The sequence below is a fragment of the Sinorhizobium sp. Y406 genome, assembly GCF_058732025.1.
Genome location: NZ_CM178974.1, coordinates 2,428,462 through 2,453,132, shown reverse-complemented (window position 1 = coordinate 2,453,132; position 24,671 = coordinate 2,428,462). Strand labels below are relative to the sequence as shown.

At 62.7% G+C, this 24,671-nt stretch carries 22 protein-coding genes; 15 read left to right on the top strand and 7 right to left on the bottom strand.

Features of this window, described 5'->3' with window-relative positions; genetic code table 11:
* Window positions 1-27 precede the first annotated feature (27 nt).
* Window positions 28-462: a cupin domain-containing protein gene (locus AC4P1R_RS11755; protein WP_492176991.1), complete on the top strand. Its 435-nt coding sequence runs from the start codon at window positions 28-30 to the stop codon at window positions 460-462.
* Between the two features lie 16 nt (window positions 463-478).
* Here the strand turns inward: AC4P1R_RS11755 and hydA are convergent, their stop codons facing one another.
* Together hydA and AC4P1R_RS11745 are read right to left on the bottom strand one after the other, a co-directional pair.
* Window positions 479-1,933, bottom strand: coding sequence for a dihydropyrimidinase (gene hydA, locus AC4P1R_RS11750; RefSeq protein WP_492176990.1), 1,455 nt, complete (start codon window positions 1,931-1,933; stop codon window positions 479-481).
* Between the two features lie 82 nt (window positions 1,934-2,015).
* Window positions 2,016-3,266, bottom strand: coding sequence for a Zn-dependent hydrolase (locus AC4P1R_RS11745; protein WP_492176989.1), 1,251 nt, complete (start codon window positions 3,264-3,266; stop codon window positions 2,016-2,018).
* A 276-nt stretch (window positions 3,267-3,542) separates the two neighbouring features.
* Here AC4P1R_RS11745 and rutR point away from each other — a divergent pair, with 276 nt between their 5' ends.
* Complete coding sequence (rutR, locus tag AC4P1R_RS11740) at window positions 3,543-4,184, top strand: HTH-type transcriptional regulator RutR (protein WP_069458215.1); 642 nt, start codon at window positions 3,543-3,545, stop codon at window positions 4,182-4,184.
* A 76-nt stretch (window positions 4,185-4,260) separates the two neighbouring features.
* Here rutR and AC4P1R_RS11735 read toward each other — a convergent pair whose 3' ends face one another.
* Entirely contained in the window at window positions 4,261-5,934 is a 1,674-nt protein-coding gene (locus AC4P1R_RS11735; RefSeq protein ID WP_492176988.1) for an adenylate/guanylate cyclase domain-containing protein, read from the bottom strand.
* A 238-nt stretch (window positions 5,935-6,172) separates the two neighbouring features.
* Here AC4P1R_RS11735 and AC4P1R_RS11730 point away from each other — a divergent pair, with 238 nt between their 5' ends.
* On the top strand, window positions 6,173-7,468 hold the full coding sequence (locus tag AC4P1R_RS11730) for an IS701 family transposase (protein WP_492176987.1): 1,296 nt from the start codon (window positions 6,173-6,175) through the stop codon (window positions 7,466-7,468).
* Window positions 7,469-7,532: 64 nt separating this feature from the next.
* Here AC4P1R_RS11730 and AC4P1R_RS11725 read toward each other — a convergent pair whose 3' ends face one another.
* On the bottom strand, window positions 7,533-8,432 hold the full coding sequence (locus AC4P1R_RS11725; protein ID WP_069458145.1) for a LysR family transcriptional regulator: 900 nt from the start codon (window positions 8,430-8,432) through the stop codon (window positions 7,533-7,535).
* A gap of 106 nt (window positions 8,433-8,538) precedes the next feature.
* Here AC4P1R_RS11725 and AC4P1R_RS11720 point away from each other — a divergent pair, with 106 nt between their 5' ends.
* Window positions 8,539-9,561, top strand: coding sequence for a zinc-dependent alcohol dehydrogenase family protein (locus tag AC4P1R_RS11720; RefSeq protein WP_492176986.1), 1,023 nt, complete (start codon window positions 8,539-8,541; stop codon window positions 9,559-9,561).
* A gap of 58 nt (window positions 9,562-9,619) precedes the next feature.
* Here AC4P1R_RS11720 and preA read toward each other — a convergent pair whose 3' ends face one another.
* Together preA and AC4P1R_RS11710 are read right to left on the bottom strand one after the other, a co-directional pair.
* On the bottom strand, window positions 9,620-10,933 hold the full coding sequence (gene preA / locus AC4P1R_RS11715) for an NAD-dependent dihydropyrimidine dehydrogenase subunit PreA (protein ID WP_151611573.1): 1,314 nt from the start codon (window positions 10,931-10,933) through the stop codon (window positions 9,620-9,622).
* A gap of 31 nt (window positions 10,934-10,964) precedes the next feature.
* The gene (locus AC4P1R_RS11710) at window positions 10,965-12,326 is read right to left on the bottom strand and encodes an NAD(P)-dependent oxidoreductase (protein WP_151611572.1); all 1,362 of its coding nucleotides are present in this window, start codon (window positions 12,324-12,326) and stop codon (window positions 10,965-10,967) included.
* Between the two features lie 197 nt (window positions 12,327-12,523).
* On the opposite strand from AC4P1R_RS11710, the gene AC4P1R_RS11705 reads away from it, so the two are divergent.
* The 9 genes from AC4P1R_RS11705 to AC4P1R_RS11665 all read left to right on the top strand — a co-directional run bounded on the left by AC4P1R_RS11705 (window position 12,524) and on the right by AC4P1R_RS11665 (window position 22,602).
* Complete coding sequence (locus AC4P1R_RS11705) at window positions 12,524-13,477, top strand: sugar-binding transcriptional regulator (RefSeq protein ID WP_492176985.1); 954 nt, start codon at window positions 12,524-12,526, stop codon at window positions 13,475-13,477.
* A gap of 207 nt (window positions 13,478-13,684) precedes the next feature.
* Window positions 13,685-14,995 (top strand): ABC transporter substrate-binding protein, encoded by a 1,311-nt coding sequence (locus AC4P1R_RS11700; protein ID WP_492176984.1) that lies wholly within the window; start codon window positions 13,685-13,687, stop codon window positions 14,993-14,995.
* Window positions 14,996-15,177: 182 nt separating this feature from the next.
* Window positions 15,178-16,050, top strand: a complete 873-nt coding sequence (locus tag AC4P1R_RS11695; RefSeq protein WP_069458139.1) for a carbohydrate ABC transporter permease — start codon at window positions 15,178-15,180, stop codon at window positions 16,048-16,050.
* A 4-nt stretch (window positions 16,051-16,054) separates the two neighbouring features.
* The gene (locus AC4P1R_RS11690; protein WP_069458138.1) at window positions 16,055-16,885 is read left to right on the top strand and encodes a carbohydrate ABC transporter permease; all 831 of its coding nucleotides are present in this window, start codon (window positions 16,055-16,057) and stop codon (window positions 16,883-16,885) included.
* A 10-nt stretch (window positions 16,886-16,895) separates the two neighbouring features.
* Complete coding sequence (locus tag AC4P1R_RS11685) at window positions 16,896-17,897, top strand: ABC transporter ATP-binding protein (RefSeq protein ID WP_069458137.1); 1,002 nt, start codon at window positions 16,896-16,898, stop codon at window positions 17,895-17,897.
* Complete coding sequence (locus AC4P1R_RS11680; protein WP_069458136.1) at window positions 17,894-18,667, top strand: L-iditol 2-dehydrogenase; 774 nt, start codon at window positions 17,894-17,896, stop codon at window positions 18,665-18,667. The genes AC4P1R_RS11685 and AC4P1R_RS11680 overlap by 4 nt, the downstream gene beginning before the upstream one ends.
* 27 nt (window positions 18,668-18,694) lie before the next feature.
* Window positions 18,695-20,179: a mannitol dehydrogenase family protein gene (locus AC4P1R_RS11675; RefSeq protein WP_492176983.1), complete on the top strand. Its 1,485-nt coding sequence runs from the start codon at window positions 18,695-18,697 to the stop codon at window positions 20,177-20,179.
* A 3-nt stretch (window positions 20,180-20,182) separates the two neighbouring features.
* The gene (locus tag AC4P1R_RS11670; RefSeq protein WP_492176982.1) at window positions 20,183-20,851 is read left to right on the top strand and encodes an HAD family hydrolase; all 669 of its coding nucleotides are present in this window, start codon (window positions 20,183-20,185) and stop codon (window positions 20,849-20,851) included.
* A gap of 167 nt (window positions 20,852-21,018) precedes the next feature.
* A complete protein-coding gene (locus tag AC4P1R_RS11665; RefSeq protein WP_492176981.1) occupies window positions 21,019-22,602 on the top strand; it encodes an FGGY-family carbohydrate kinase in 1,584 nt (527 codons plus the stop codon).
* A gap of 299 nt (window positions 22,603-22,901) precedes the next feature.
* Here AC4P1R_RS11665 and AC4P1R_RS11660 read toward each other — a convergent pair whose 3' ends face one another.
* Entirely contained in the window at window positions 22,902-23,696 is a 795-nt protein-coding gene (locus AC4P1R_RS11660; RefSeq protein WP_492176980.1) for a response regulator, read from the bottom strand.
* Window positions 23,697-23,879: 183 nt separating this feature from the next.
* On the opposite strand from AC4P1R_RS11660, the gene AC4P1R_RS11655 reads away from it, so the two are divergent.
* Together AC4P1R_RS11655 and AC4P1R_RS11650 are read left to right on the top strand one after the other, a co-directional pair.
* Window positions 23,880-24,074, top strand: coding sequence for a NepR family anti-sigma factor (locus AC4P1R_RS11655; RefSeq protein WP_069458214.1), 195 nt, complete (start codon window positions 23,880-23,882; stop codon window positions 24,072-24,074).
* Window positions 24,075-24,081: 7 nt separating this feature from the next.
* Entirely contained in the window at window positions 24,082-24,636 is a 555-nt protein-coding gene (locus tag AC4P1R_RS11650; protein WP_069458131.1) for an RNA polymerase sigma factor, read from the top strand.
* Window positions 24,637-24,671: the final 35 nt, after the last annotated feature.

Sequence of the window (24,671 nt, the reverse complement as noted above, 5' to 3'; positions counted from 1 at the left end):
TTTTTCAGCGAATTCTGGAGAAGATTCATGTCTCGATCATCCAATCCTGGCTGTCGCGTGGTGCGCCCGGGCAACGGTTACGCCGGAAGGCAGGGGCTCAACTATTTCGAAGGCATTGCCGCGGAGACGGTGGGGTCGACGGGCATCTGCATGCATCTCCTGACCATGCCGCCGGGCGCCCGCGCCAAGGCGCATCTCCATGAGAGCCACGAGACAGCGATTTACGTGCTCTCCGGCGAGGCGCACACCTGGTTCGGCGACCGGCTCGAGGAGCATGTGGTCGTCAAGGCCGGCGAGATGTTCTACATCCCCGCCGGCGTGCCGCATCTGCCGGCGAACCTCTCCGACAGCCCCTGCACCGCAGTGATCGCCCGGACGGATCCGAAGGAGCAGGAGAGCGTCGTGCTGCTGCCGGAACTGGAGGGACTTGTGCCGGCCGATCCTTTCGCGCCTGACCAATGACGGATGCGGCATCGCGTCAGACGCCGCTTGCCGGGATGCCGGTACGCTGCACCGCGCGCGGCGCCGTCACTTCCTTCCAGGTCGTGAGCGCCGTGCTGACGGCCGGGAAGGGATCGCGACGGACGAATTCGCCATGGCCTTCGTGGGTTTTCACCGTGCCTTCCTCGATTGCGACAACGCCGCGCGTCAGCGTGAAGCGCGGCAGACCGGTAACCGTCTTGCCCTCGAAAACGTTGTAGTCGATCGCCGATTGCTGGGTCTTGGCCGAGATCGTCTTCGAGCGCTCCGGATCCCAGACGACGAGGTCGGCATCGGCGCCGACGAGTATTGCGCCCTTTTTCGGATAGATGTTGAGGATCTTGGCGATGTTGGTGGACGTCACCGCGACGAATTCGTTCATGGTGATCCGACCGGTCGCGACGCCATAGGTCCAGAGCATCGGCATGCGATCCTCCAGCCCGCCGGTGCCGTTCGGGATCTTGGTGAAGTCGCCGACGCCGAAGCGCTTCTGCGCCGTCGTGAAGGCGCAATGGTCGGTTGCGACCACCTGCAGCGAGCCGGAGGCAAGCCCCGCCCAGAGGCTGTCCTGATGCGCTTTGTTGCGGAAGGGCGGCGACATCACCCGGCGGGCGGCGTGGTCCCAGTCCTTGTTGAGATATTCGCTCTCGTCGAGCGTCAGATGCTGGATCAACGGCTCGCCGAAGACGCGCATGCCCTTGGCGCGGGCGCGGCGGATCGCCTCGTGCGCCTGCTCGCAGGAAGTATGGACGATATAGACGGGACAGCCGGCCATGTCGGCGATCATGATCGCGCGGTTGGTGGCTTCGCCCTCGACCTCGGCCGGCCGCGAATAGGCATGCGCCTCGGGGCCATTGTTGCCGTCCGCGAGCAGTTTCGCTTGCAGTTGCGCCACCACGTCGCCGTTTTCGGCGTGGACGAGCGGCAGCGCGCCGAGCGCGGCGCAGCGCTGGAACGACGAGAACATCTCGTCGTCGTCCACCATCAGCGCGCCCTTATAGGCCATGAAGTGCTTGAAGGTGTTGATGCCCTTATCCTTGACGATGGTCTCCATCTCATTGAAAACCTGTTCGCCCCACCATGTGATCGCCATGTGGAAGGAATAGTCGCAATTGGCGCGAGTCGACTTGTTGTCCCACATGGTGAGGGCTTCGAGCAGCGACTGGCCGGGCGAGGGGAGGGCGAAATCGACGACCATGGTTGTGCCGCCGGCCAGAGCCGCGCGCGTGCCACTCTCGAAATCGTCGGAGGAATAGGTGCCCATGAAGGGCATTTCGAGATGGGTATGCGGGTCGATGCCGCCCGGCATCACGTAGCAGCCGGTCGCGTCAAGCGTTTCGGCGCCCGAGAGATTGGGGCCGATTTCGACGATCTTGCCGCCTTCGACCTTGATGTCGGCCTTGTACGTCAGGTCGGCTGTGACGATGGTTCCACCCTTGATGACGGTGCTCATTGTTCTTTCCTCGCAATGATCTGTTGGGCGGCGGTAGGCCACCAGCCAAACGGGCGGAACTTCCGTCCCGCTGCAGCAATTCTCACTCGACGACTTCCGCCGTTTCGAGCACGGCGTGGAATAGGACGTCGGCGCCGGCCGCGGCCCATTCCTTTGAAATGTCCTCGGCCTCGTTGTGGCTCAACCCTCCGACGCAGGGGCACATGATCATCGTCGTCGGGGCGACTTTTGCCGCCCAGCAGGCGTCGTGCCCTGCACCGGAAATGATGTTCATATGGCTGTAGCCGAGCTTCTCGGCGGCGCCGCGGACGGTTGAGACCAGCTTGGGATCGAAGGTGACCGGGTCGAAATGGCCGACCGCCTCGATGGCACACCCGACGCCAAGGGGCTCGCAGATCTTCGGCGCTTCCGCCTCGATGCGCGCGCGCATGCCGTCGAGCTTGGCCTGGTCGGGCGAGCGGATGTCGACGGTGAAAACGACCTTGCCCGGCAGCACGTTGCGAGAATTCGGCGAGAAGAACATCTGGCCGACGCCGCCGACGGCTCCCGGCTGATTTTCAACGGCGACGGTCTGCACCATTTCGAGGATGCGCGCCATGGCGAGCCCGGCATTGACGCGCATGTTCATCGGCGTCGAGCCGGTATGGGCCTCCCGGCCGGTCAGCGTGAACTCGAGCCACCAGAGACCCTGACAGTGGGTGACGACGCCGATCTCTTTGTTCTCGGCTTCGAGGATCGGCCCCTGTTCGATGTGATATTCGAAATAGGCGTGCATCTTGCGATCGCCGACGTCTTCGTCGCCGACCCAGCCGATGCGCTTTAACTCGTCGCCGAAGATCTTTCCTTCGGGATCCTTGCGGGCATAGGCATAGTCGAGCGTGTGGACGCCGGCGAAGACCCCGGAGGCAAGCATTGCCGGCGCGAAGCGCGCGCCTTCCTCATTGGTCCAGTTGGTAACGACGATCGGGCGCCTGGTCCTGATCCCGAGATCGTTCATCGTGCGCACGACCTCGAGGCCGCTTAACACCCCGAGCACGCCGTCGAACTTGCCGCCGGTCGGCTGGGTATCGAGATGGGAGCCGATATGGACGGGCAGGGTATCGGGATCGGTTCCGGGGCGAGTCATGAACATGGTGCCCATTTTGTCGACACCCATGGAGAGCCCGGCCGCTGCGCACCAGGACTGAAAGAGCCGTCGGGCTTCGCCGTCGGCATCCGTCAAAGTCTGGCGATTGTTACCGCCAGCGACGCCTGGGCCGATCTTCGCCATTTCCATCAACGAATCCCACAGGCGGTCGGCATTGACGCGCCTATTCTCGCCAGGTGTTGCCATGGCGTTCTCCTCTGTTTTCGGCTGGGCCCTCCCCGGGGATAGCCCTCATGTTCCCGTTGGCCAAATTGGAGCTTTGTTTTATGCCCTTCGAACAGCCGTTGCCTTTATTGGCGTTCTGGCTGATAATTTGACCGGTTGGTAAACATTACAACTTCCGCGGCGGCACTCAAGCGGGAAAAAGAAAAAATCGGAACTGCTGCCCATAAAATGGCGCGTCCGAATTTCGGACAGATCGGGTCCCTTTCCGATCCGGTGCGGGCATCGACAGGGGGAGATATGGTACTTCCAAGAGCGGCCAAGACCCAAAGGCGCACGCGTATTCAGGAGGAGAAGGAGGAGCAGATCTTGGAAGCGGCGCTGGAGGTCTTCTCCGCGCACGGCTTCCGCGGCTCGACCATCGATCAGATCGCCGAGGTCGCCGGCATGTCGAAACCGAACCTGCTTTATTATTTCCGCACCAAGGAGGCGATGCACCGCGCCCTGATCGACCGAGTGCTCGACACCTGGCTCGATCCGCTGCGCGCGCTCGACGCAGGCGGCAATCCCGTTGCCGAGATCCGAAGCTATATCCGGCGCAAGCTCGAACTTGCGCGGGATTACCCACGCGAAAGCCGCCTCTTCGCCAATGAGGTGCTTCAGGGAGCACCGCATATCGAGGACGAACTGAAAGGACCTCTGAAGCAACTGGTCGACGATAAGGCCGAGGTGATCAGGGCCTGGGCGAAGGCGGGCAAGATCGCCAAATGCGATCCCTATCACCTGATCTTCGCGATTTGGTCGACGACGCAGCATTACGCCGACTTCGACGTGCAGGTGCGCGCCGTCCTCGGCCAGGAGCATGCCGGTGACGGGCGCTTCGAGGATGCGGCGCGGTTCCTCGAGCGGCTGTTCATCGATGGCCTGCAGGTGCGGGAGTAGGTACGTCGGCGTTTGCGGGTCATCTTCGTCCCTCATCCCGCTGCCGCGAGAGGGTGAGGGGGCAACCGATGATGGCTCAATCCTCTGCCGGGAGCGCGTTTGATATTGCCCCGGCGTTTTCGAGGATCCAGATTTCGAGCCGTGCTTGGCGGCCGCGCAGGCCGATATCCAGACGGCGATTGCCCTCGAGGCTGACGCCGGCGCGGTTAACGAGCTCGACGGAGACGGCAAGCTCCGCGTCATGCTCCTTCGCCAGGCCCTCCAGCCGGCTTGCGGTGTTGATCGTGTCGCCGACTGCAGTCAGCGATGTCGCCTGGCCGTAGCCCATCTCGCCGATGATCGCCCGCCCGGCATGCAGGCCGATTGCGAGCCGCAGCGGCTGCTGGAGTTCAGCTTCGAACGTCTGGTTAAGCGCCTCCACGCCTTCCGACAACCGCATGGCGGCGGTCAGCGATTGCAGGCAGGCGTCTTTGTAAGAGCTCTTCAATCCGAAAATCGCCAATGCGCCGTCACCGATGAATTTGTCGACAACGCCGCCCGACCCCTCGACCGCCTCGCCGATCATTGCGAAATAGCGGTTGAGCAGGAACACAGTGTCGTAGGGCAACCGGTGCTCGGCGATGCGGGTGAAATCGCGCAGGTCGCAGAAGAGCACGGCGACGCGCCGCTCGCGCCCACCGCCGTTCTGGCGGGCAATCTGCGTCTTGATCCCGAGGCTGTCGGTATCGAGAATGGGCACGACCGTGACATTGTGGGTGGGCCGGAACTGGCAGGCCAGGCGGACATTGTCGGGGGCGCCGATCCGGCTGAGGGTCGCAAATTCCGCGGCCTCCGGCGCCGGGTGGCCCTCGAGGCCCTCAATGACGCGTACGCGGCAGGTCGAGCACCGGCCGCGGCCGCCGCAGACCGAGACATGGGGGAAACCGGCGGCGCGGCTCGCCTCGAGCACGCTGAAGCCGAGGCTGACCGCCGCCACGCGCCCATCCGGATAGCGAACGCGGATGCGGCCGCGCGCGGGCATGGCGCGCAGCGCCAGGGTGCCGCCGATCAGGCCGGCAAAGCCGGCATAGAAGGCGAGCCGGATGTTTTCGGCAAGGGCGGGATCGAGGCGCTGCCGCTCATTGACATAGGCCGTGTCGCCATAGGCGCCATGTTCGGCATAGTCGCGGACGAGGGAACGGGCGCCGTTGACGAAGCCAAGCAGCGCGAAGATGGGTACGAGCAGGGCAACGGTATAGAGCAGGATCTCGTATCGCGGAAACCAGTCTCGGCCGCGCGTCCAGAACCAGGCACCAAGACAAGCGTGGCTCCATACGAACAGCAGCGCGATCGTCTGGCGGGTTGTGCCGACCGAACTCGACCACAGTGCGCGCAGAATGCCGGGATAATCGGCACCGATCCCGGTCAGGAACGGCTCCACCCGTGTGGCGACCACATGGGGTATCAGCAAGAAGGGCAGGCTCAGGCCAAAGGCGATCTTCAGGGCTTCGCCGATGGGCATCCTGAGGGTCTGGCGGCGATAGAGACTGTCGAGGGCCATCACGAAGTGCAGGAGCAAGGCGCCGTAGAGCAGAACGGTTCCTGGTATGCTTTGCCAGAAGAATGTGCAGACACGCCGACCGGCTTCCATCGCACCGATGGAGATCAGGCCAAGCGAGTGATTGGTGAAATGCGAGAGCACGAAGACGCCGAGAACGGCACCGGAGATCAGGTGTGTCTTCTTGCGCGTGCTGGCGGAAATGATAGTCAAACAGTTTGCCCGGGTCTGCGGCGGCCGGCCGCTGCTGGTTTTTCCCCTTATCGACCAGATTGCGGGTGGCGACAACTTACGTTTTCTACACAATCTGTTTAGCGTTCGTGTTCGCGCGAAAATCCCCTCAATCTAAGGAATATGCTGAGATTCGAACGCCTAGCACTACTTTGGCACGTTAACGATTTGTTATCCAAGATGGCTTGATGCTGCGCGCTCCGATGAGGAGGAGCGCGTCATGGTGGGATGGCATGAGGAATTGATGGACTGGCTTCAACCGTTTCTGGCGCCGCTGGGGCACAAGCGGCGGCGGCGGATGTGCCCGGCCTATGTAGCGGGGCTGATCGGCCCTGGCGATCGCAAGAGCGTTCAGCCGATGGCGGCCCGAGATAGCGGCGTGAGCTATGACCAGCTCCATCATTTCATCGGCAGCGGCGTCTGGGATGCCTCTGCGCTCGAAACGGCCCTGCTCATTGAAGCCGACAAGTTGGTTGGCGGCGACAACGCCTGGTTGATCATCGACGACACGGCGTTGCCGAAGAAGGGATGTCACTCGGTTGGCGTTGCGCCCCAATACGCCTCCGCGCTTGGGAAGACAGCCAACTGTCAGACTCTGGTCTCGGTGACGCTGGCATCGCGCGAGGTTCCGGTGATGGTGGGGCTGCGGCTGTTTCTGCCCGAGACCTGGATGGACGATAAAGAGCGCATGGCGCGGGCCGGCGTGCCGACGGATCGACAGATTGCTCGGACGAAGCCGGAGATTGCGCTTGAAGAGATCGACCGTGTCATCGCCTCCGGCGTCCGTTTCGGCTGCGTGCTTGCCGATTCCGGATATGGATCAAGCGGGCCGTTCCGTCAGGCCTTGAGCGAGCGCGGTCTGCTCTGGGCCGTTGGCCTGTCGCGTCGCCAGAACGTCTATCCGGCCGACGTTGCTCTGGTCTTCCCCGTCGCCAGCACCGGCAAGCGCCGCAAATACCACATTGCCGACCGGCCCCCGGTTTCTGCCGAGGCGATGTTGGCGGGCGAGAAATGGCAAAAGGTTAGCTGGCGCCGGGGCACTAAAGGCCGGCTGACATGTCTCTTCGCAGCCTGCCGTGTCCGGGTTGCGGATGGCCATAAGCACCGGATGCTCGATAATCGTGTGCAATGCATGCCTGGCGACGAAGTCTGGCTCGTCGGCGAGCGGCGGTCGACCGGAGAGCAAAAATACTATCTGTCGAACCTGCCGACCGATACCACCCTCAAGACGCTCGCCGCCACGATCAAAGCGAGATGGGTCTGCGAGCAGGCACACCAACAACTCAAGGAGGAGCTTGGGCTCGACCACTTCGAAGGCAGGTCCTGGACGGGGTTACATCGACATGCCTTGATGACGATGATCGCCTACGCCTTTCTCCAATCCCGCCGCCTCAAGGCCGCGGGACGGAAAAAAAAGACTCACAGGTCCGCCGCCACAACCGAGCATGCCGACCGTCAGGCAAGCGATCCTCGACATCTTCGCACGGCCACCGCCGCTACGATGCCCCCACTGTGAGATGCTCCTCACAGAACGCCCCAAGCCAAAAGTGCCAAAGTAGTGCTAGGCGTGGCCAGCGCATCTATTCCATGATGCGCGGCAGACCCGCGGCGAGGGCGTCGATCGCCACCCGCAATTTCGGCAACAGCAGCCGCGTTCGCGGCCATACGGCATGCACCTTGAAAACGAGACCGGGCCGATCGCTCAGGACGCGGACGAGTTCACCGCGTTGCACGCGCTCGCGCACCAGCCAGCAGGGCAGCCAGGCAAGGCCGATGCCCTCGGCTGCCGCATCAGCGATCGCCGCGAGATCGTCGAGCCGCAACCGGGTCTTCGGCAAGATCGTCTCGGCGGTCCTGCCTTCGACAGGAAAGGACCATGGTCGCTGTTGGCCGCCGCGGCAGTAGACCACCGCATCGTGGGATGCGAGGTCTGCCACGGTATGCGGCGCACCGCGCGCCGCGAGATAGGCGGGAGAGGCACAGACTGTCATGCGCTGCTCGGCGACGGCACGCGTCATCAGCCCGGAATCGTTGCCCAATGAACCGTTGCGGATGGCAAGATCGAAGCCTTCGTCGAGAAGGTCGATGACGCGATCGCTGAAGGACAGATCGAGCTCGAGATGCGGGTGGCTGCGCAACAGGTCCCGAAAGAGCGGTGCCACGCATTGGCGGCCGAAGAGCACCGGCATGGAGATCCGCAATCGGCCACGGATTTCCTGTCTCCCGGATTCGAGAAGGGCTTCGGCGCTGCGGATTTCGCCGAGCGCTCTCTGGCAGCTCTCATAGAAGAGCTGGCCCTCCTCGGTCAGGCTCTGCGCCCGGGTGGTGCGATGGAAGAGGCGGACGCCGAACTTCTGCTCGAGCCGGGCGATCGTCTTGCCGACGGCTGAGCGTGAAAGGTTCAGCCGCTCCGCCGCAGCGGAGAAGCCGCCGGCCTCCGCCGCCTCGACAAACACCGGGATGCCGTTGAGATGTTCCATGCGATTGTGTCCGTTGAAGAACCAATGAGGGGAATTCTTATCGCAACTGGCGATCTCATTTTCAACATTATGTTCGTCCCAGCACAACAACTGGAAAGGAACGAACATGTCGAAATGGATGCAGGAATGGAGCACCGAGGCTGTTGGCCCGCATAAGCTGAAGATCGCGGAGCGCAGGGTGCCCGAAATCGGCGAGTTTGATGTACTTGTTCGCACGACGGCGGTGTCGCTCAACTATCGCGACAAGCTGATACTGGAATCCGGCATGGGCCTGGCTCTCACTTTTCCCTTCGTTCCGGCCTCGGACATGAGCGGCGTCGTCGAAGCGGTCGGCAAGGGTGTGACTCGCTTCAAGGCCGGCGACCGCGTGATCTCGACCTTCGCGCCCGTTTGGCTCGACGGCCTGCGGCCCGGAAACGGCAGGACGCCTGCATATGACACGCTTGGTGGCGTCCATCCAGGCGTGATGTCGGAATATGTCGCCTTTCCGGAGGACTGGTTCGTCGGCGCGCCGAAAAGTCTCGATGCCGCTGAGGCGAGCACGCTGCCCTGCGCTGGCCTGACTGCCTGGTTCGCCCTGATCGAAAAGGGTCATCTGAAGCCCGGCGACCGTGTCGTCGTGCAGGGCACGGGCGGCGTCGCACTCTTTGGCCTGCAGATCGCCAAGGCTGTCGGCGCCGAAGTGATCGTCACATCGAGCAGCCGGGAAAAGCTCGAGAAGGCGCTTGCGCTTGGCGCCGACCACGGCATCAACCGCCTCAGCGAAGACTGGGTAGAGCGCGTCTATGCGCTCACCGGCGACCATGGCGCCGACCATATTCTTGAGATCGCCGGCGGCGCCGCTCTCGGCCAATCGCTGAAGGCGGTCGCCCCGGACGGGCGCATCTCGGTGATCGGAGTGCTCGAAGGCTTCGAGGTTTCCGGTCCCGTAGCACCGCTGCTTCTCAAGTCGCCGGTGCTGCAGGGCATCAGCGTCGGACATCGCCGGGCGCTGGAAGACCTGGTCGGCGCGGTCGATCGCTTGCGCCTGAAGCCGGTGATCGACAAGCGCTACAAGTTCACGGAGTTCAATGAGGCGCTCGCGCATCTCGACCGCGGGCCTTTCGGCAAGGTCGTGATCGAGTTCTGACGCCAGTGCAAATGCAGAAGGCCGCCGGCGCTCCCCGGCGGCCTTGTTGCTCCATCCCTTACTCGGCGGCCTGGCGGGCCATCGGGTTGTTGGGGTGGGTCGTCCAGTTGGCGTAGTTCGGATCGACCGGCTTGCCGGTGCGCCTGTCGAGAGTGCCGGCGGCGAGCGGCTCCATGGTGATGCAGTTCTCGACGGGACAGACGTTGACGCAGAGGTTGCAGCCGACGCACTCTTCCTCGATCACCTCGAAATGGCGCACGCCGTTGACGAACTGGGTGATCGCCTGGTGCGAGGTGTCCTCGCAGGCGATGTGACAGCGGCCGCACTTGATGCAGGCGTCCTGGTCGATCTTCGCCTTGGAGACGTAGTTGAGGTTGAGATACTGCCAGTCGGTGACATTCGGCACGGCGCGACCGCATATGTCGTCGAGCGATCTGTGGCCCTTGGCGTCCATCCACTCGGAGAGGCCCGAGATCATTTCCTGGACGATCTTGAAGCCGTAGGTCATCGCCGCCGTGCAGACCTGCACGTTGCCGGCGCCGAGCGCCAGGAACTCGGCAGCATCGCGCCAAGTGGTGATGCCGCCGATGCCGGAGATCGGCAGGCCGCGGGTCTCGGGGTCGCGCGCGATCTCGGCGACCATGTTGAGCGCGATCGGCTTGACCGCCGGTCCGCAATAGCCGCCATGGCTGCCGCGGCCGTCGATCGACGGTTCCGGCGAGAAGGTGTCGAGGTTGACCGAGGTGATCGAGTTGATCGTGTTGATCAGCGAGACCGCGTCGGTGCCACCGACCTTGGCGGCGCGGGCGGGCTTGCGAACGTCGGTGATGTTCGGCGTCAGCTTGGTGATCACCGGCATGCGGGTATACTGCTTGCACCAGCGCACGACCATCTCGATATATTCCGGCACCTGGCCGACCGCGGAGCCCATGCCGCGCTCCGACATGCCGTGGGGACAGCCGAAATTGAGTTCGATGCCGTCGGCACCGGTTTCCTCGACGAGCGGCAGGATCGCCTTCCACGCCTCCTCGACGCAAGGCACCATGATCGATGCGATCAGCGCCCGGTCGGGCCAGTTCATCTTCACCTGCTTCATCTCGCGCAGGTTCACATAGAGGTCGCGGTCGGTGATGAGTTCGATATTGTTCAAGCCCAGAAGCCGCCTGTCCGCGCCCCAGATGGCACCGTAGCGCGGGCCGTTGACGTTGACGACCGGCGGTCCTTCCTCGCCAAGCGTCTTCCAGACGACGCCGCCCCAGCCGGCCTTGAAGGCCCGCTCGACATTGTAGGCCTTATCCGTCGGCGGCGCCGAGGCCAACCAGAACGGGTTCGGGGATTTGATCCCGACAAAATTGTTGCGAAGATCAGCCATTGTTCTCGTCCTCTCGATCCTGTTCCGCTTTTCAAGCAACGGCGCTCGCCAGCGGCGCTTCCGCGGCGAGAGCCCGGTTGATCGATTCGGCTGCGTCGCGTCCCATGGCGACGGCCGAGACGGTCAGGTCTTCGCCGCCGTGCACGCAGTCGCCGCCCGCCCATACTTTTGCCAGCGAGGTGCGGCCCTCCTGATCGACGGCAATGCGTCCGCCCTCCATCTGCAGCGCGCCGAGACCGGAGGCTTCGAAGGTCTGGCCGATCGCCTTGAAGATCTGGTCGGCGGCAATGATGCCGGTCTCCCCGGTCGGCGTCAGCTTGCCGTCTTCGAGGGTGGTGTATTCGAGCTCGATGCCGGCGACCTTGCCGTCCTTCGCGGCTATACGCTTTGGCTGCAGCCAGTGGCGAATGGTGACACCCTTGGAGGTGGCCAGATCCTGCTCGAATTCGGAGGCGTTCATGTGCTCCTTGCCGCGGCGGTAGCAGATCGTCACTTCTTCGGCCCCGAGCAGCTTTGCCTGTACGGCCGCGTCGATGGCGGTCATGCCGCCGCCGAGGACGACGACCCGCCGACCCACCGGAATGTCGGCCCTGGTATTCGATTGGCGTAGCGCCGCGATGAAATCCACGGCGTCCTCCACTCCATCGGCATTCTCGCCTTCGGTCCTGAGAGCGTTGACGCCCGCAAGGCCGAGACCCAGGAAAACGGCGTCATGCTGCTCGGCGAGGTCCGCGAGCGAGAAGTCGCGGCCGAGCGCCTGACCATGGCGTACCTCGATGCCGCCGACCGACAGCACGTAATCGACCTCCTTCTGGGCGAAATCGTCGACCGACTTGTAAGCGGCAATCCCATATTCGTTGAGACCGCCGGACTTTTCACGCGCGTCATAGATCACCACGTCATGACCGTTGACGGCGAGGCGATGGGCGCAGGCAAGGCCGGCAGGCCCTGCGCCGACAACCGCAACCCTGCGGCCGGAAGACGCCGCCCGCGCATAATACTGCTTGTTCTCCTTCATCGCGATGTCGGTCGCATAGCGCTGCAGTCGCCCGATCTCGACCGGCCGCTCCTCGGCGGTGTTGCGCACGCAGGCCTGTTCGCAGAGCGTCTCGGTGGGACAGACGCGGGCGCACATGCCGCCCAGGATGTTCTGGTCGAAGATGGTCTTGGCGGAGCCGATCGGGTTGCCTGTCGCGATTTGTCGGATAAACAGCGGAATGTCGATGGAGGTGGGACAGGCCGTCATGCAGGGCGCGTCGTGGCAGAAGTAACAGCGGTCCGCGGCCACGAGCGCTTCGTGTCTGTCGAGCGGCGGATGTAGGTCGGAAAAGTTCTTTTCGTACTCCGCGAGCGGCAGGCGCCCGCCGAGAATCCCAGATTGCGTCGTTCCCATTTTTGGCTCCCAATGTCTTCTCAGGATGGGTAACGGTATCACGCTTTATTTTTTTATCAAACGGTAAAATTTTGGACGCGCCTTCCGCGAATCCGGAGAGTTTGCGGTCTTTTTTCCTCGAGGCCCGGTCGATTTACGCCCTGGTTTGACAGGGCATGCCAAATAGTGGCAGCAAATCAAAAGGAAGGAGGCGAACCATGGCGCGCAAGCCGGAGAACAACAACAGGCTGGACGATGCTGCCCGTGCCGGATGGCTCTATTATGTTGCCGGTCGCACGCAGGACGAGATTGCGTCGATCATGGGCATTTCGCGCCAGTCGGCGCAGCGCCTCGTGTCGCTTGCCATGGCCGAGCGGCTTGTCAAGGTGCGGCTCGACCATCCGATCGCCGCCTGCCTGGAAGCGGCCGCCCGGCTCAAGGACAGATACGAGCTGAAATATGCGGACGTGGTGCCGAGCGACCCGGGCTCGGCGTCGACGACGGTCGGCATCGCCGAGGCCGCGGCGACGGAAATCGAGCGCTGGCTGAAATCCGCCGAGCCGGTGGTGCTCGCGGTCGGCACGGGTAGGACGCTGAAGGCGACGATCGACCAGTTGCCGCCGATGGACTGTCCACAGCACCGCATCGTCTCGCTCACCGGCAATATCCGGCTCGATGGTTCGGCTGCCTATTACAACGTGATCTTCAGCATGGCGGACGTGATCAATGCGCGCCATTTCCCCATGCCGCTGCCGGTTCTCGTCTCGTCGCCGGAAGAGCGCGAAGTGCTGCACAAGCAAAGCCTGGTGAAGATGGCGCTGGAACTCGGCGCCCGCGCCGATGCCGTTTTCGTCGGCGTCGGCGAACTCGGCGCCGAGGCACCGCTCTGCGAGGACGGCTTCCTCGCCCGGGAGGAAATGGCGGGATTGATGGCGGCGGGGGCCGTCGGCGAGATCTGTGGATGGATGTTCGACCATGACGGCGCCTTGCTCACGGGCAGCATCAACGAGCGCGTCGCCTCGATTCCGCTGCCGCCGCGCGACCGCGCCGCGGTGATCGGCATCGCCAAGGGAACACGCAAGTACGAGGCCCTGCGGGCTGCCTTGAGGGGTGGAATCATCAACGGTCTCATCACCGATGAAGACACGGCCGAATATCTGCTCAAGGCCTGAAAACGCCCAAGTCGGAACTTGGCCAGGCCGCCGCGGTTGCGGATCGGCCGCTCCCGAACGGAACTTCTCCAAGAACACTACAGCGAAAACAGCCATTTAGCGCTTCATTCTGCACTGCAGCATGGAATCCGCATTGACATTTTTTCCCGAAAAGTGAGTAATTGCTCACGAGCAAGGCAAATGCTCAGTTCTTCTGGGAGGAAATCGATGAATTTGAGAACATTCCTGCTGGGCACGTGCTCGGCGGTCGTTATGGCGGGTTTGGCCCAGGCCGAGACCCTGACTATTGCGACGGTGAACAATGGCGACATGATTCGGATGCAGAAGCTGGCAGACGATTTCACGTCGAAAAATCCGGACATCGATCTCGAGTGGGTGACGCTCGAGGAGAACGTGCTGCGTCAGCGCGTTACCACGGACATCGCGACGAAGGGCGGTCAGTACGACGTCATGACGATCGGGACCTATGAAGTGCCGATCTGGGCCAAGCAGGACTGGCTTCTGCCGCTCGACAATCTCGGCTCCGACTATGATGTCGACGACCTTTTGCCGGCGATCCGCAGCGGCCTGACGGTCGACGGCAAGCTCTACGCCGCACCGTTCTACGGCGAGAGCTCGATGGTCATGTACCGCAAGGACCTGTTCGAGAAGGCGGGGCTCACCATGCCCGATGCGCCGACCTGGGAGTTCATCGCCGATGCGGCCCGAAAGATCACCGACAAGGGCAATGAGATCTACGGCATCTGCCTGCGTGGCAAGGCCGGCTGGGGCGAGAACATGGCTTTCCTCACGGCCACCGCCAATTCCTTCGGCGCGCGCTGGTTCGACGAGAACTGGCAGCCGCAGTTCGATCAGCCGGAATGGAAGAACGCTCTCGACTTCTACGTCAAGCTGATGAACGATGCCGGCCCGCCCGGCGCCTCGTCCAACGGCTTCAACGAAAATCTATCGCTGTTCCAGACGGGGAAATGTGGCATGTGGATCGACGCGACCGTCGCCGCCTCCTTCGTGACCAATCCCGACGAATCCACGGTTGCCGACAAGGTGGGCTTTGCACTGGCCCCGGATACCGGGCTCGGCAAGCGCGGCAACTGGCTGTGGGCCTGGAGCCTTGCCATTCCGGCAGGTTCGCAGAAGGCGGACGCCGCCCAGAAGTTCATCGCCTGGGCGACCGGCAAGGACTACCTGAAACTCGTGGCGGAGAAGGAAGGCTGGGCCAACGTCCCTCCGGGTACCCGCAAGTCTCTGTATGAGAATCCGGAATACCAGAAGGCTGCGCCATTTGCGGCTATGACGCTGGAATCCATCAATTCGGCGGATCCGAAAAACCCGACAGTGAAGCCCGTGCCCTATGTCGGCGTTCAATTCGTGGCCATCCCGGAATTCCAGGGCATCGGCACGGCAGTCGGCCAGCAGTTCTCCGCAGCCCTCGCCGGGCAGGTCAGCGTCGACCAGGCGCTTGCCAATGCGCAGCAACTGACGACGCGCGAAATGACTCGCGCCGGCTACATCAAGTAAGCTCCCAAGGGTCGGGGTGCTGGCCGGAACCGGCCGGCGCCCCGGCAAACTCCGGAGCGGAACGAGGAAAAGGCGAACCTTCCCGATCCGCGTTCCGCTCTGCCTTTTCAAAACGGCGACAGGCGCGTTCCACATGCGACCCGCATGCTCCGCAACAGCGCCGACACCTCATGGGGAATGCGATGGCGACCTTGCACACCCGCTCTGCCGCGCGGCTGATGATCGCACCTTCGGTGCTCCTGCTTCTGGCCTGGATGATCATTCCGCTGTCGATGACGATCTATTTCTCGCTGCTCCGCTACAATCTGCTGATGCCGGGAATGGAGGAGTTTGCGGGCCTTTCCAACTATACCTACTTCCTCACGGATCCCGCCTTTTTCCAGGCAATCTTCAACACGCTCGCCATCGTCCTCGGCGTGCTGTTCATTACTGTCGCCGGAGGCATCGCGCTCGCGCTTTTGCTCGACCAGCCGATGTTCGGGCAGGGCATCGTGCGCATCCTGGTCATCGCCCCCTTCTTGATCATGCCGACCGTTGCGGCGCTCGTCTGGAAGAACATGTTCATGAATCCGGTGAACGGGCTTTTTGCCTGGCTCGCCAAGCTCGTCGGCCTGCAGCCCTTCGACTTCCTCGCCAATGCGCCGCTTTTCTCCATTATCCTCATCGTCGCCTGGCAATGGCTGCCGTTTGCGACGCTCATCCTCCTGACGGCGCTGCAGTCGCTCGACGAGGAGCAGAAGGAGGCAGCCCAAATGGACGGCGCCGGCGCCTGGAGCCGCTTCATCTATCTCGTGCTGCCGCACCTTTCGCGCGCGATCACCGTGGTGATCCTGATCCAGACGATCTTTCTCTTGTCCGTTTTTGCGGAGATCCTCGTCACCACCAATGGCGGCCCCGGCACGCAGAGCACCAATCTCACCTTCCTGGTCTACGCGCAGGCGTTGCTGCAGTTCGATGTCGGTGGTGCATCCGCCGGCGGCATCATCGCCGTCATCCTCGCGAATATCGTCGCAATCTTCCTGATGCGCATGATCGGCAAGACGCTGGAGGCTTGATCAAATGGCACGCAATGTTTCGACCCGGCGCAAGCTGCTGACGACCGCCGCGGCCTGGACCATCGGCATCCTCATCTTCTTCCCGATCCTCTGGACGTTCCTCACGAGTTTCAAGACGGAAGCCCAGGCGATCGCCTCGCCGCCCGCCTTTCTGTTCTTCGATTGGACGGTGGAAAACTATTTCGAGGTGCAGAGCCGGTCCGACTACTTCAAGCACTTCATGAATTCGGTCGTCATTTCCTTCGGATCGACGCTGCTCGGCCTGGTGATTGCCGTTCCGTCCGCTTGGGCGATGGCCTTTGCGCCGACGAAACGCACGAAGGACGTGCTGATGTGGATGCTCTCCACCAAGATGATGCCGCCGGTCGGCGTGCTGGTGCCGCTCTATCTCATGTTCCGCAATACGGGGTTGCTTGATACCCGCGTCGGTCTGGTCCTGGTGCTGATGCTGATCAACCTGCCGATCATCATCTGGATGCTCTACACTTATTTCAAGGAAATCCCCGGCGAGATCCTCGAGGCGGCGCGTATGGACGGCGCATCGCTTGCCAAGGAGATTATCTATGTCCTGACGCCGATGGCGATCCCCGGCATCGCCTCGACCTTCCTGCTCAACATCATTCTCGCCTGGAACGAGGCGTTTTGGACGCTCAATCTCAGCGCGGCACGTGCCGCGCCGCTGACCGCCTTCATCGCCTCCTATTCGAGCCCCGAGGGCCTCTTCTACGCGAAGCTGTCGGCGGCCTCGACGATGGCGATCGCCCCCATCCTCATCCTCGGCTGGTTCTCGCAGAAGCAACTGGTGCGGGGCCTCACCTTCGGCGCGGTCAAATAAGGAAACGACAATGGGAAGCATTACACTGAAGAACGTTTCGAAGGTCTTCGGCGCCCACGCCGTGATCCCGTCGATCGATCTGGATATCAATGACGGCGAGTTCGTCGTCTTCGTCGGCCCCTCCGGTTGCGGCAAGTCCACGCTTCTGAGGCTGATTGCCGGGCTGGAAGACGTCAGCGGCGGCGAAGTCGTCATCGATGGCAAGAACGCGACCGAGCTGCCGCCGGCCAAACGCGGTTTGTCGATGGTGTTCCAGTCCTATGCGCTCTACCCGCATATGAGCGTGCGCGGCAACATCGCCTTCCCGCTGAAGATGGCGGGCGAGGACAAGTCGGTGATCGACAGGAAGGTTCAGGATGCGGCACGTGTCCTGAACCTGACCGACTATCTCGAGCGCAAGCCCCGCCAGCTTTCCGGCGGTCAGCGCCAGCGCGTTGCAATCGGACGGGCGATCGTCCGCCAGCCGGACGCCTTCCTCTTCGACGAACCGCTGTCGAATCTCGACGCGGCACTGCGGGTCAATATGCGGCTCGAGATCAGCCAGCTCCACCAGCAGCTGAAGACGACGATGATCTATGTCACCCATGACCAGGTCGAAGCGATGACGATGGCCGACAAGATCGTCGTGCTCAATCGCGGCCGTATCGAGCAGGTGGGCTCGCCGCTGGAGCTCTATCACCGGCCGGACAATCTCTTCGTCGCGGGGTTTATCGGCTCGCCGAAGATGAACTTCGTCTCGGGAGCGCCGGCTGCGGCCTACCAGGCCCACACGATCGGCATCCGCCCCGAACATCTCGTGCTCTCGAAGGACCACGGGACATGGCGCGGCACCGTCGGCGTCGCCGAACATCTCGGCTCCGACACCTTCCTGCATGTGAAAGCCGACGGCATCGACACGATGACGGCGCGCGTCAGCGGCGACTTCCCCGTGACTCATGGCGATCAGGTGTTCCTGACGCCGGATACCCAGCGCGTGCACAGGTTCGACGAGAAGGGAATGGCAATCCGATGAAACGTCTCGACGGCAAGAATGCGCTCATCACCGGCTCGGCGCGGGGCATCGGCCGCTCGTTCGCGGAAGCCTATATACGCGAGGGCGCGACGGTCGCGATCGCCGACATCGATATGGAACGTGCGAGGGAGACCGCCGCGGAAATCGGGTCGGCGGCCTACGCAGTCGAAATGGACGTCACCCGACAGGGGTCGATCGATGCGGCTATCGCCGCGACCGTGCAGCAGGCCGGCGGGCTCGACATCCTCGTGAACAACGCCGCTCTCTTCGACCTCGCTCCAATCGTCGAGATCACGCGCGAAAGCTATGAGAGACTGTTTTCGATCAACGTCGCCGGCACGCTCTTCACACTGCAGGCGGCGGCAAGACAGATGATCGCGCAGGGGCGGGGCGGCAAGATCATCAACATGGCGAGCCAGGCCGGCCGGCGCGGCGAAGCGTTGGTCGCTGTCTACTGTGCCACCAAGGCGGCCGTCATCAGCCTCACCCAGTCCGCAGGCCTCGATCTCATCAAGCATCGGATCAATGTGAACGCGATCGCCCCCGGCGTGGTCGAGGGCGAGCACTGGGACGGGGTCGATGCGCTGTTTGCCAAATATGAGAACCGGCCTCTCGGTGAGAAGAAGCGGCTCGTCGGTGAGGCCGTGCCTTATGGCCGCATGGGCACTGCCGAGGATTTGAGCGGAATGGCGATCTTCCTCGCTTCATCGGAAAGCGACTATGTCGTGGCCCAAACCTATAACGTCGACGGCGGCAACTGGATGAGCTGAGGCCGGGTTCTCGAAAGGAACGACAGGATGACGACCAAACTCTCGCTTGCCACGCTCGACGCGATCAAGGCCAAAGCCGGCGTGCCCGGGTATGGCCGGCATGATCTCAGGGCCGGAATCTTGCATTTCGGCGTAGGCAATTTCCATCGCGCTCACCAGGCCGTCTACCTCGACGATCTCTTCAATCTGGGGCGCGACCGCGATTGGGCGATCATCGGGGCGGGCGTCTTGCCCTCGGACGAGATCATCCGCGCCAAACTCGAAGCGCAGGATTTCCTGACGACCGTCGTCGAGCAGGATAACAACCGCACGGCGGCTCGGGTGACCGGCGCGATGATCGCCTATCTGAAGCTCGGCGATACGCCGGCCATCGTCGCCCAACTGGCAAGTCCCTTCATCCATATCGTGTCGCTGACGATCACCGAGGGGGGCTATTTCATCGATCCGGCGTCCGGGGTCTTCAATCCTGAGCATCCGGCGATGGTCGAGGATGCACGCAATCCGTCGTCACCGAAGACTGTCTTCGGTCTCATTCTGGCGGGCCTTGCCGAGCGGCGGGCAAAGGGAATGCCGCCGTTCACCATCATGTCCTGCGACAATATCCCGGGCAATGGCGAGGTGACGCATGCCGCCGTTTCCGGTCTCGCGCGCCTCTCCGACCCGGGCTTCGCCGACTGGATCGACGCGAATGTCGCCTTTCCGAACGGCATGGTAGACCGTATTACGCCGGCGACCGGCGCTCGCGAGATCGGCATCGTCGCATCGGATTACGGTATCGACGATGCCTGGCCGGTCTTCTGCGAGGAGTTCAAACAGTGGGTGCTCGAAGATAACTTTCCCCAGGGCCGTCCGGCGCTGGAAGAGGTCGGTGTGCAATTCGTTTCCGACGTGGCGCCCTACGAGCATATGAAGATCCGCATCCTCAATGGCGGTCATGCGGCGATCGCCTATCCGGCGGCATTGTTCGACATTCATTTCGTTCACGAGGCCATGGAGGAGCCGCTGATCCGCGGCTTCCTGGCAAAGCTCGAGCATGAGGAGATCATCCCGGTGATCCCACCGGTTCCGGACACGGACCTGAAGGACTACTACAGACTCATCGAGAAGCGGTTCTCAAACCCGAAGATCGGCGATACGATTGCCCGCCTGGCTCAGGACGGCTCCAACCGCCAGCCGAAATTCATCCTGCCATCGACAGCCGACCGGCTGAGCCGCGGCGAGGATGTGGTCGGGCTGTCGCTGGTCTCCGCGCTCTGGTGCCACTATTTCGCAGGCAAATCCGAGAGCGGCAAGGACATCGTCTTCAACGACGCAAACGCCGACCGGCTGCATGCCGCAGCGCTCGCGGCAAAGGACGAGCCTGCGGCGTTCCTCGCGCTTTCCGACATATTCGGCGAAGTCGCGCAGTCCGATATCTTCCGCCGCCGCTTCGCACATGCCTTGAAAACACTCTCGGAAAAGGGTACCCGCGCCACACTCCAGCTCTATTCGGATGGCGAACTTAGGGAATAGGCAATGGCGGTGCACGCGTCCGGACTGGTCATTTTCGACTGTGACGGCGTGCTTGTGGACAGCGAGCCGATCTCGCTCGCTGTCCTGGTCGAGTCGCTCCAGGCCGCGGGAGTTTCCATGACGATCGAAGAGGCGAGCGAACGCTTCCTCGGACGCAGCCTCAAGAGCATGTCGGCGATCCTGCACGCGGAGTACGGGCTTGCAGCGGACGACGTCTTCCTCGAAGGAATGCGGATGCGGCTTTACGCCCGCTTTCGTCAGGAATTGAAACCGATCCGCGGCGTCCGCGAAGCCGCTGCGCAGCTCGGCGGCGCATGCTGCGTCGCCTCGTCGAGCCAACCGGAACGCATCCGCCTTTCACTGACGGTGACCGGCCTCATCGATCTCTTCGAGCCGCATATTTTCAGTGCGAGCATGGTGACACACGGCAAGCCGGCTCCCGACCTCTTCCTGTATGCGAGCGCCGAGATGGGTTACAGGTCGGCCGATTGCATCGTCATCGAGGACAGCCCAGCCGGAATTGAGGCGGCAAAGGCCGCGGGAATGCGCGTCTTCGCCTTTGCGGGCGCCAGCCACGCGCGCAACGAGCGACACCGGCGGGCGCTCGCCAGTCTCGATCCCGATGTGTTGTTTGACGACATGGGCGAATTGATACAGTTTGTCCGACAATGATCGGAACGAACCGAACGCCTACACCAACTGCATGTGCCGTTAAATCGACCTCGATTAACACACATGCGGTCACTGAAAGTGCTACAGCGATCTTTGCGCGTCCGATAAGACGCGCGGCGCTGTAGAGACCGGCGGCACTTGCATATCTCGGGACGGGGAATCCATCGATGCGGGAATACGTCGTTGCGGTCGATATCGGAACCGGCAGCGCCCGTGCCGGCCTATTCGACCGGAGGGGAAAGCTTCTGGCGCGCTCCGACCGGCCAATCGCCATGAACCAGCCGGCGGAGAACCACGCCGAGCATGATTCCGAAGACATCTGGGCGGCCGCGTGCGCGGCGGTGCGTTCGGCCCGTGAGGAAGCGGGTGTCAGCGCCGAAAGCGTCGCGGCGATCGGTTTCGACGCGACCTGTTCGCTGGTGGTGCGCGATCGCGAGGGCGCGCCGCTGTCGGTCAATCGCGAAGGCGAGGGGCGCTGGGACACCATCGTCTGGCTCGACCACCGGGCCTTGGACGAGGCCGATCTTTGCACCGCCACCAAGCATCCGGTGCTCGATCATTCCGGCGGCGTCCTTTCGCCGGAGATGGAAATGCCGAAGCTGATGTGGCTGAAGCGTAACCTGCCGCTGCAGTGGGCGAAGGCGGGCTATTTCTTTGACCTGGCCGATTTCATGTCGTGGCGGGCGAGCGGAAGCACCGCTCGCTCGCGTTGCACGCTGACGGCGAAATGGAACTATCTTGCGCATCGGAAACGCGGCTGGCAGCAGGACTATCTCGAGCGGATCGGCCTTGCCGACCTGCTCGAGCGCGGTGGACTGCCGGAAGAGACATTGCCGGTCGGAGGCGCCGTCGGAAAGCTGACGGCGAGCGCGGCGGCGGCGCTTGGACTCGACACCGAATGCCGGGTGGCGCCGGGGCTGATCGATGCCTATGCCGGCGCCCTCGGCGTGCTCGGAGGCTTTGCCGGCGATCCGGCAAAACTCGAAAGGCAGCTGGCGCTGATCGCCGGCACGTCGAGCTGCATCGTTGCCTTCTCCAAGGAAATGAAGCCCGGCTTCGGCATGTGGGGACCCTATTTCGAGGCAGTGCTGCCGGGCTTCTGGCTGATTGAGGGCGGGCAGTCGGCAACGGGAGCGCTGCTCGACTATGTTGTTCGCCTGCATGGTGGCGGGCGCCAGCCTTCGCCCGACACGCACAGCAGCATCATCGAGCGCGTGCAGCAATTGCGCGAGCTGCACGGCGCCGATTTCGCCGATCGTCTCCATGTGCTGCCGGATTTTCACGGCAACCGCTCCCCGCTGGCCAACCCGCACGCGCTCGGCGTCATCAGCGGGCTGGCGCTCGATTCGTCCTTCGACGCGCTGTGCCGTCTCTATTGGCGGACCTGCGTCGCGATCGCACTCGGGATCCGCCACATCCTCGAAATGATGAAAAAGGCCGGTTACGATCTCGACACGCTGCACGTCACCGGCGGCCATGTACGCAACCCGCTGTTGATGGAACTCTATTGCGACGTCACCGGATGCCGGGTAGTCGCGCCGGAAACGCCTGACGCCGTGCTGCTCGGCACGGCGATGGCGGCAGCCGTCGCGGGGGAGCTCTATACGGACTTGCCTGCCGCGGGGGGCGCCATGGCCTCGGCGGGCAAGGAGCGGCTTCCGGATTCGACGCTGCGCAGCTTCTACGACCGGGACTATAGGCGCCTTCTTGCCCTCCACCGCCATCGCGCCGAACTGGAAGCGATCCGCTAGCCGCACGCGCGGCTCAAAGATTTTCTGCCCCGGCGGAACCTTTTTTTTCTTGGCGCGTTTTTGGCCATAGCCGAGCGGTGACGCACATGGCCCCCAATGTGACGTCGGAGGCATACCGCCGGTTGCCAACTCACGATCCCCCTCAGTGAGTTGCATTAGCTCAGCCAGTGCCTTCCCTCGGCACTGGCTGTTTTGCATGTGGAGACCTGACGATTTCTGGCCCCCTGGGAGGCCGCTGTAGCGCGATGCGGCGACAGGCCATTCCCGCGATGCGCAGGAATGACGGGTATGGGTGCGGATCAGGCCGCAGCTTTCGTCGATTCGTTGAAGAACAGTGCCTGGCTGATCAGCGCCTTGACCATTTCCGGATTGAAGGGCTTGGTAACCAGGAAGGTTGGCTCGGGTCTCTCGCCGGTCAGCAGTCGTTCCGGGAAAGCGGTGATGAAGATCACCGGGATGGCGTTCGTCTTCAGGATCTCGTTGACGGCATCGATGCCCGAGCTGCCATCGGCAAGCTGGATATCGGCGAGCACCATGCTGGGTTTCGTCGAATGGAAGAGGGCGACAGCCTCGTCCCTGGTCCTTGCGATTCCGGTGACACGGTGACCGAGGCTTTCCATCATCTGCTCGATATCGATCGCGATCAGCGGCTCGTCCTCGATGATCATGATATCGGTCGCAACCTGGCGGGATATTTCCGCCGAGGCGCGTTCCAGCAGAGAGGCGAGCTTTTCGGCGCCGATATCGAGCACCTCCGCGGCCTCGCGCGCGTTGAAACCTTCGACCGAAACGAGCAGGAAGGCCTGGCGGGCGAGCGGGGTGACGGCGGCGAGATTGACGGATGCCTGCTGTTCCCAGGCAAACGGCGATGCCGGTTCCGGGACCAGCATCGAGGACGAGCCGAACAAGGACGTGAAGAGGCGAAACAGCCCTACCTTGTCATTGCTCGAGTCGGGGAAAATCGCCTGGTCCGCGATCAGCGCCTCGAGAACGGCTGCGACATAGGCGTCGCCCGAGGTCTGAGATCCGGTGAGAGCGCGGGAATAGCGACGCAGATAGGGAAGAAACGGAGCGATGCGGGTGGACAGTGTCATGCAGGACTCCCTCGATCCATTCATTATTCATTTTTGATTTGTTCCGCTGCGGAAACGTGCCGTCGAAAAAAAGGTTCCGTACGGGAACATTTCAAATTTTTGTGGCGTTAATGAGCAGGCATTTTTCTCCGCGGCGACATGCGCGGGCAAGAATGCGCGTTCAAACAAGGGCGACCGTTAAAAATGAGATATACTTCAGGGGCAGGGAGGCCGATGGGGGCGAACCCTAAAAGCGACGATCCGAACGCGCAGATCGCGACGAAGCTGAAGGCGCTCTACCAGTCCGTGCAGGAGGAGGCGATACCGGCGCGCTTTCTCGAGCTTTTGGAGAGGCTGGAAGCTGCCGAGCAAAGAACCGTGCGGCAAGGCAAGGAGTAGGCGCCGGATGCCATCCGAAAACCAAGAGTTCAAGCGCGAGATGCTTGCTGCCCTGCCGAGCTTGCGGGCTTTCGCCATGTCTTTGATCGGACGCCACGACCGGGCCGACGATCTGGTGCAGGACACGATCATGAAGGCGTGGGCCAAGCAGGACCATTTCCAGATCGGCACCAACATGAAGGCGTGGCTCTTCACGATCCTGCGCAACGAGCTCTATAGCCAGATGCGCAAGCGTGGGCGCGAGGTTCAGGACAGCGACGGCCATTTGACCGAGACGCTGGCACATCATCCGGAACAATATGGCTCCCTCGACCTGCAGGATTTCCGCAGGGCGCTCGACCAATTGCCGCCGGATCAACGGGAAGCGATCATCCTTGTCGGGGCTTCCGGGTTTTCCTACGAGGAGGCAGCGACGATCTGCGGCTGCGCGCTCGGCACCATCAAGAGCCGCGTCAACCGCGCCCGCCAGCGCCTTCAGGAGATCCTTCAGGTTCAGGGTGAAAACGACTACGGGCCGGATGAGACTTCGGCTCCCATAACGTCCCGTGCCTTCGTTTCGTGACAGCCAGGCGCTTTGCCGGTTCGCTCGACGCGGCC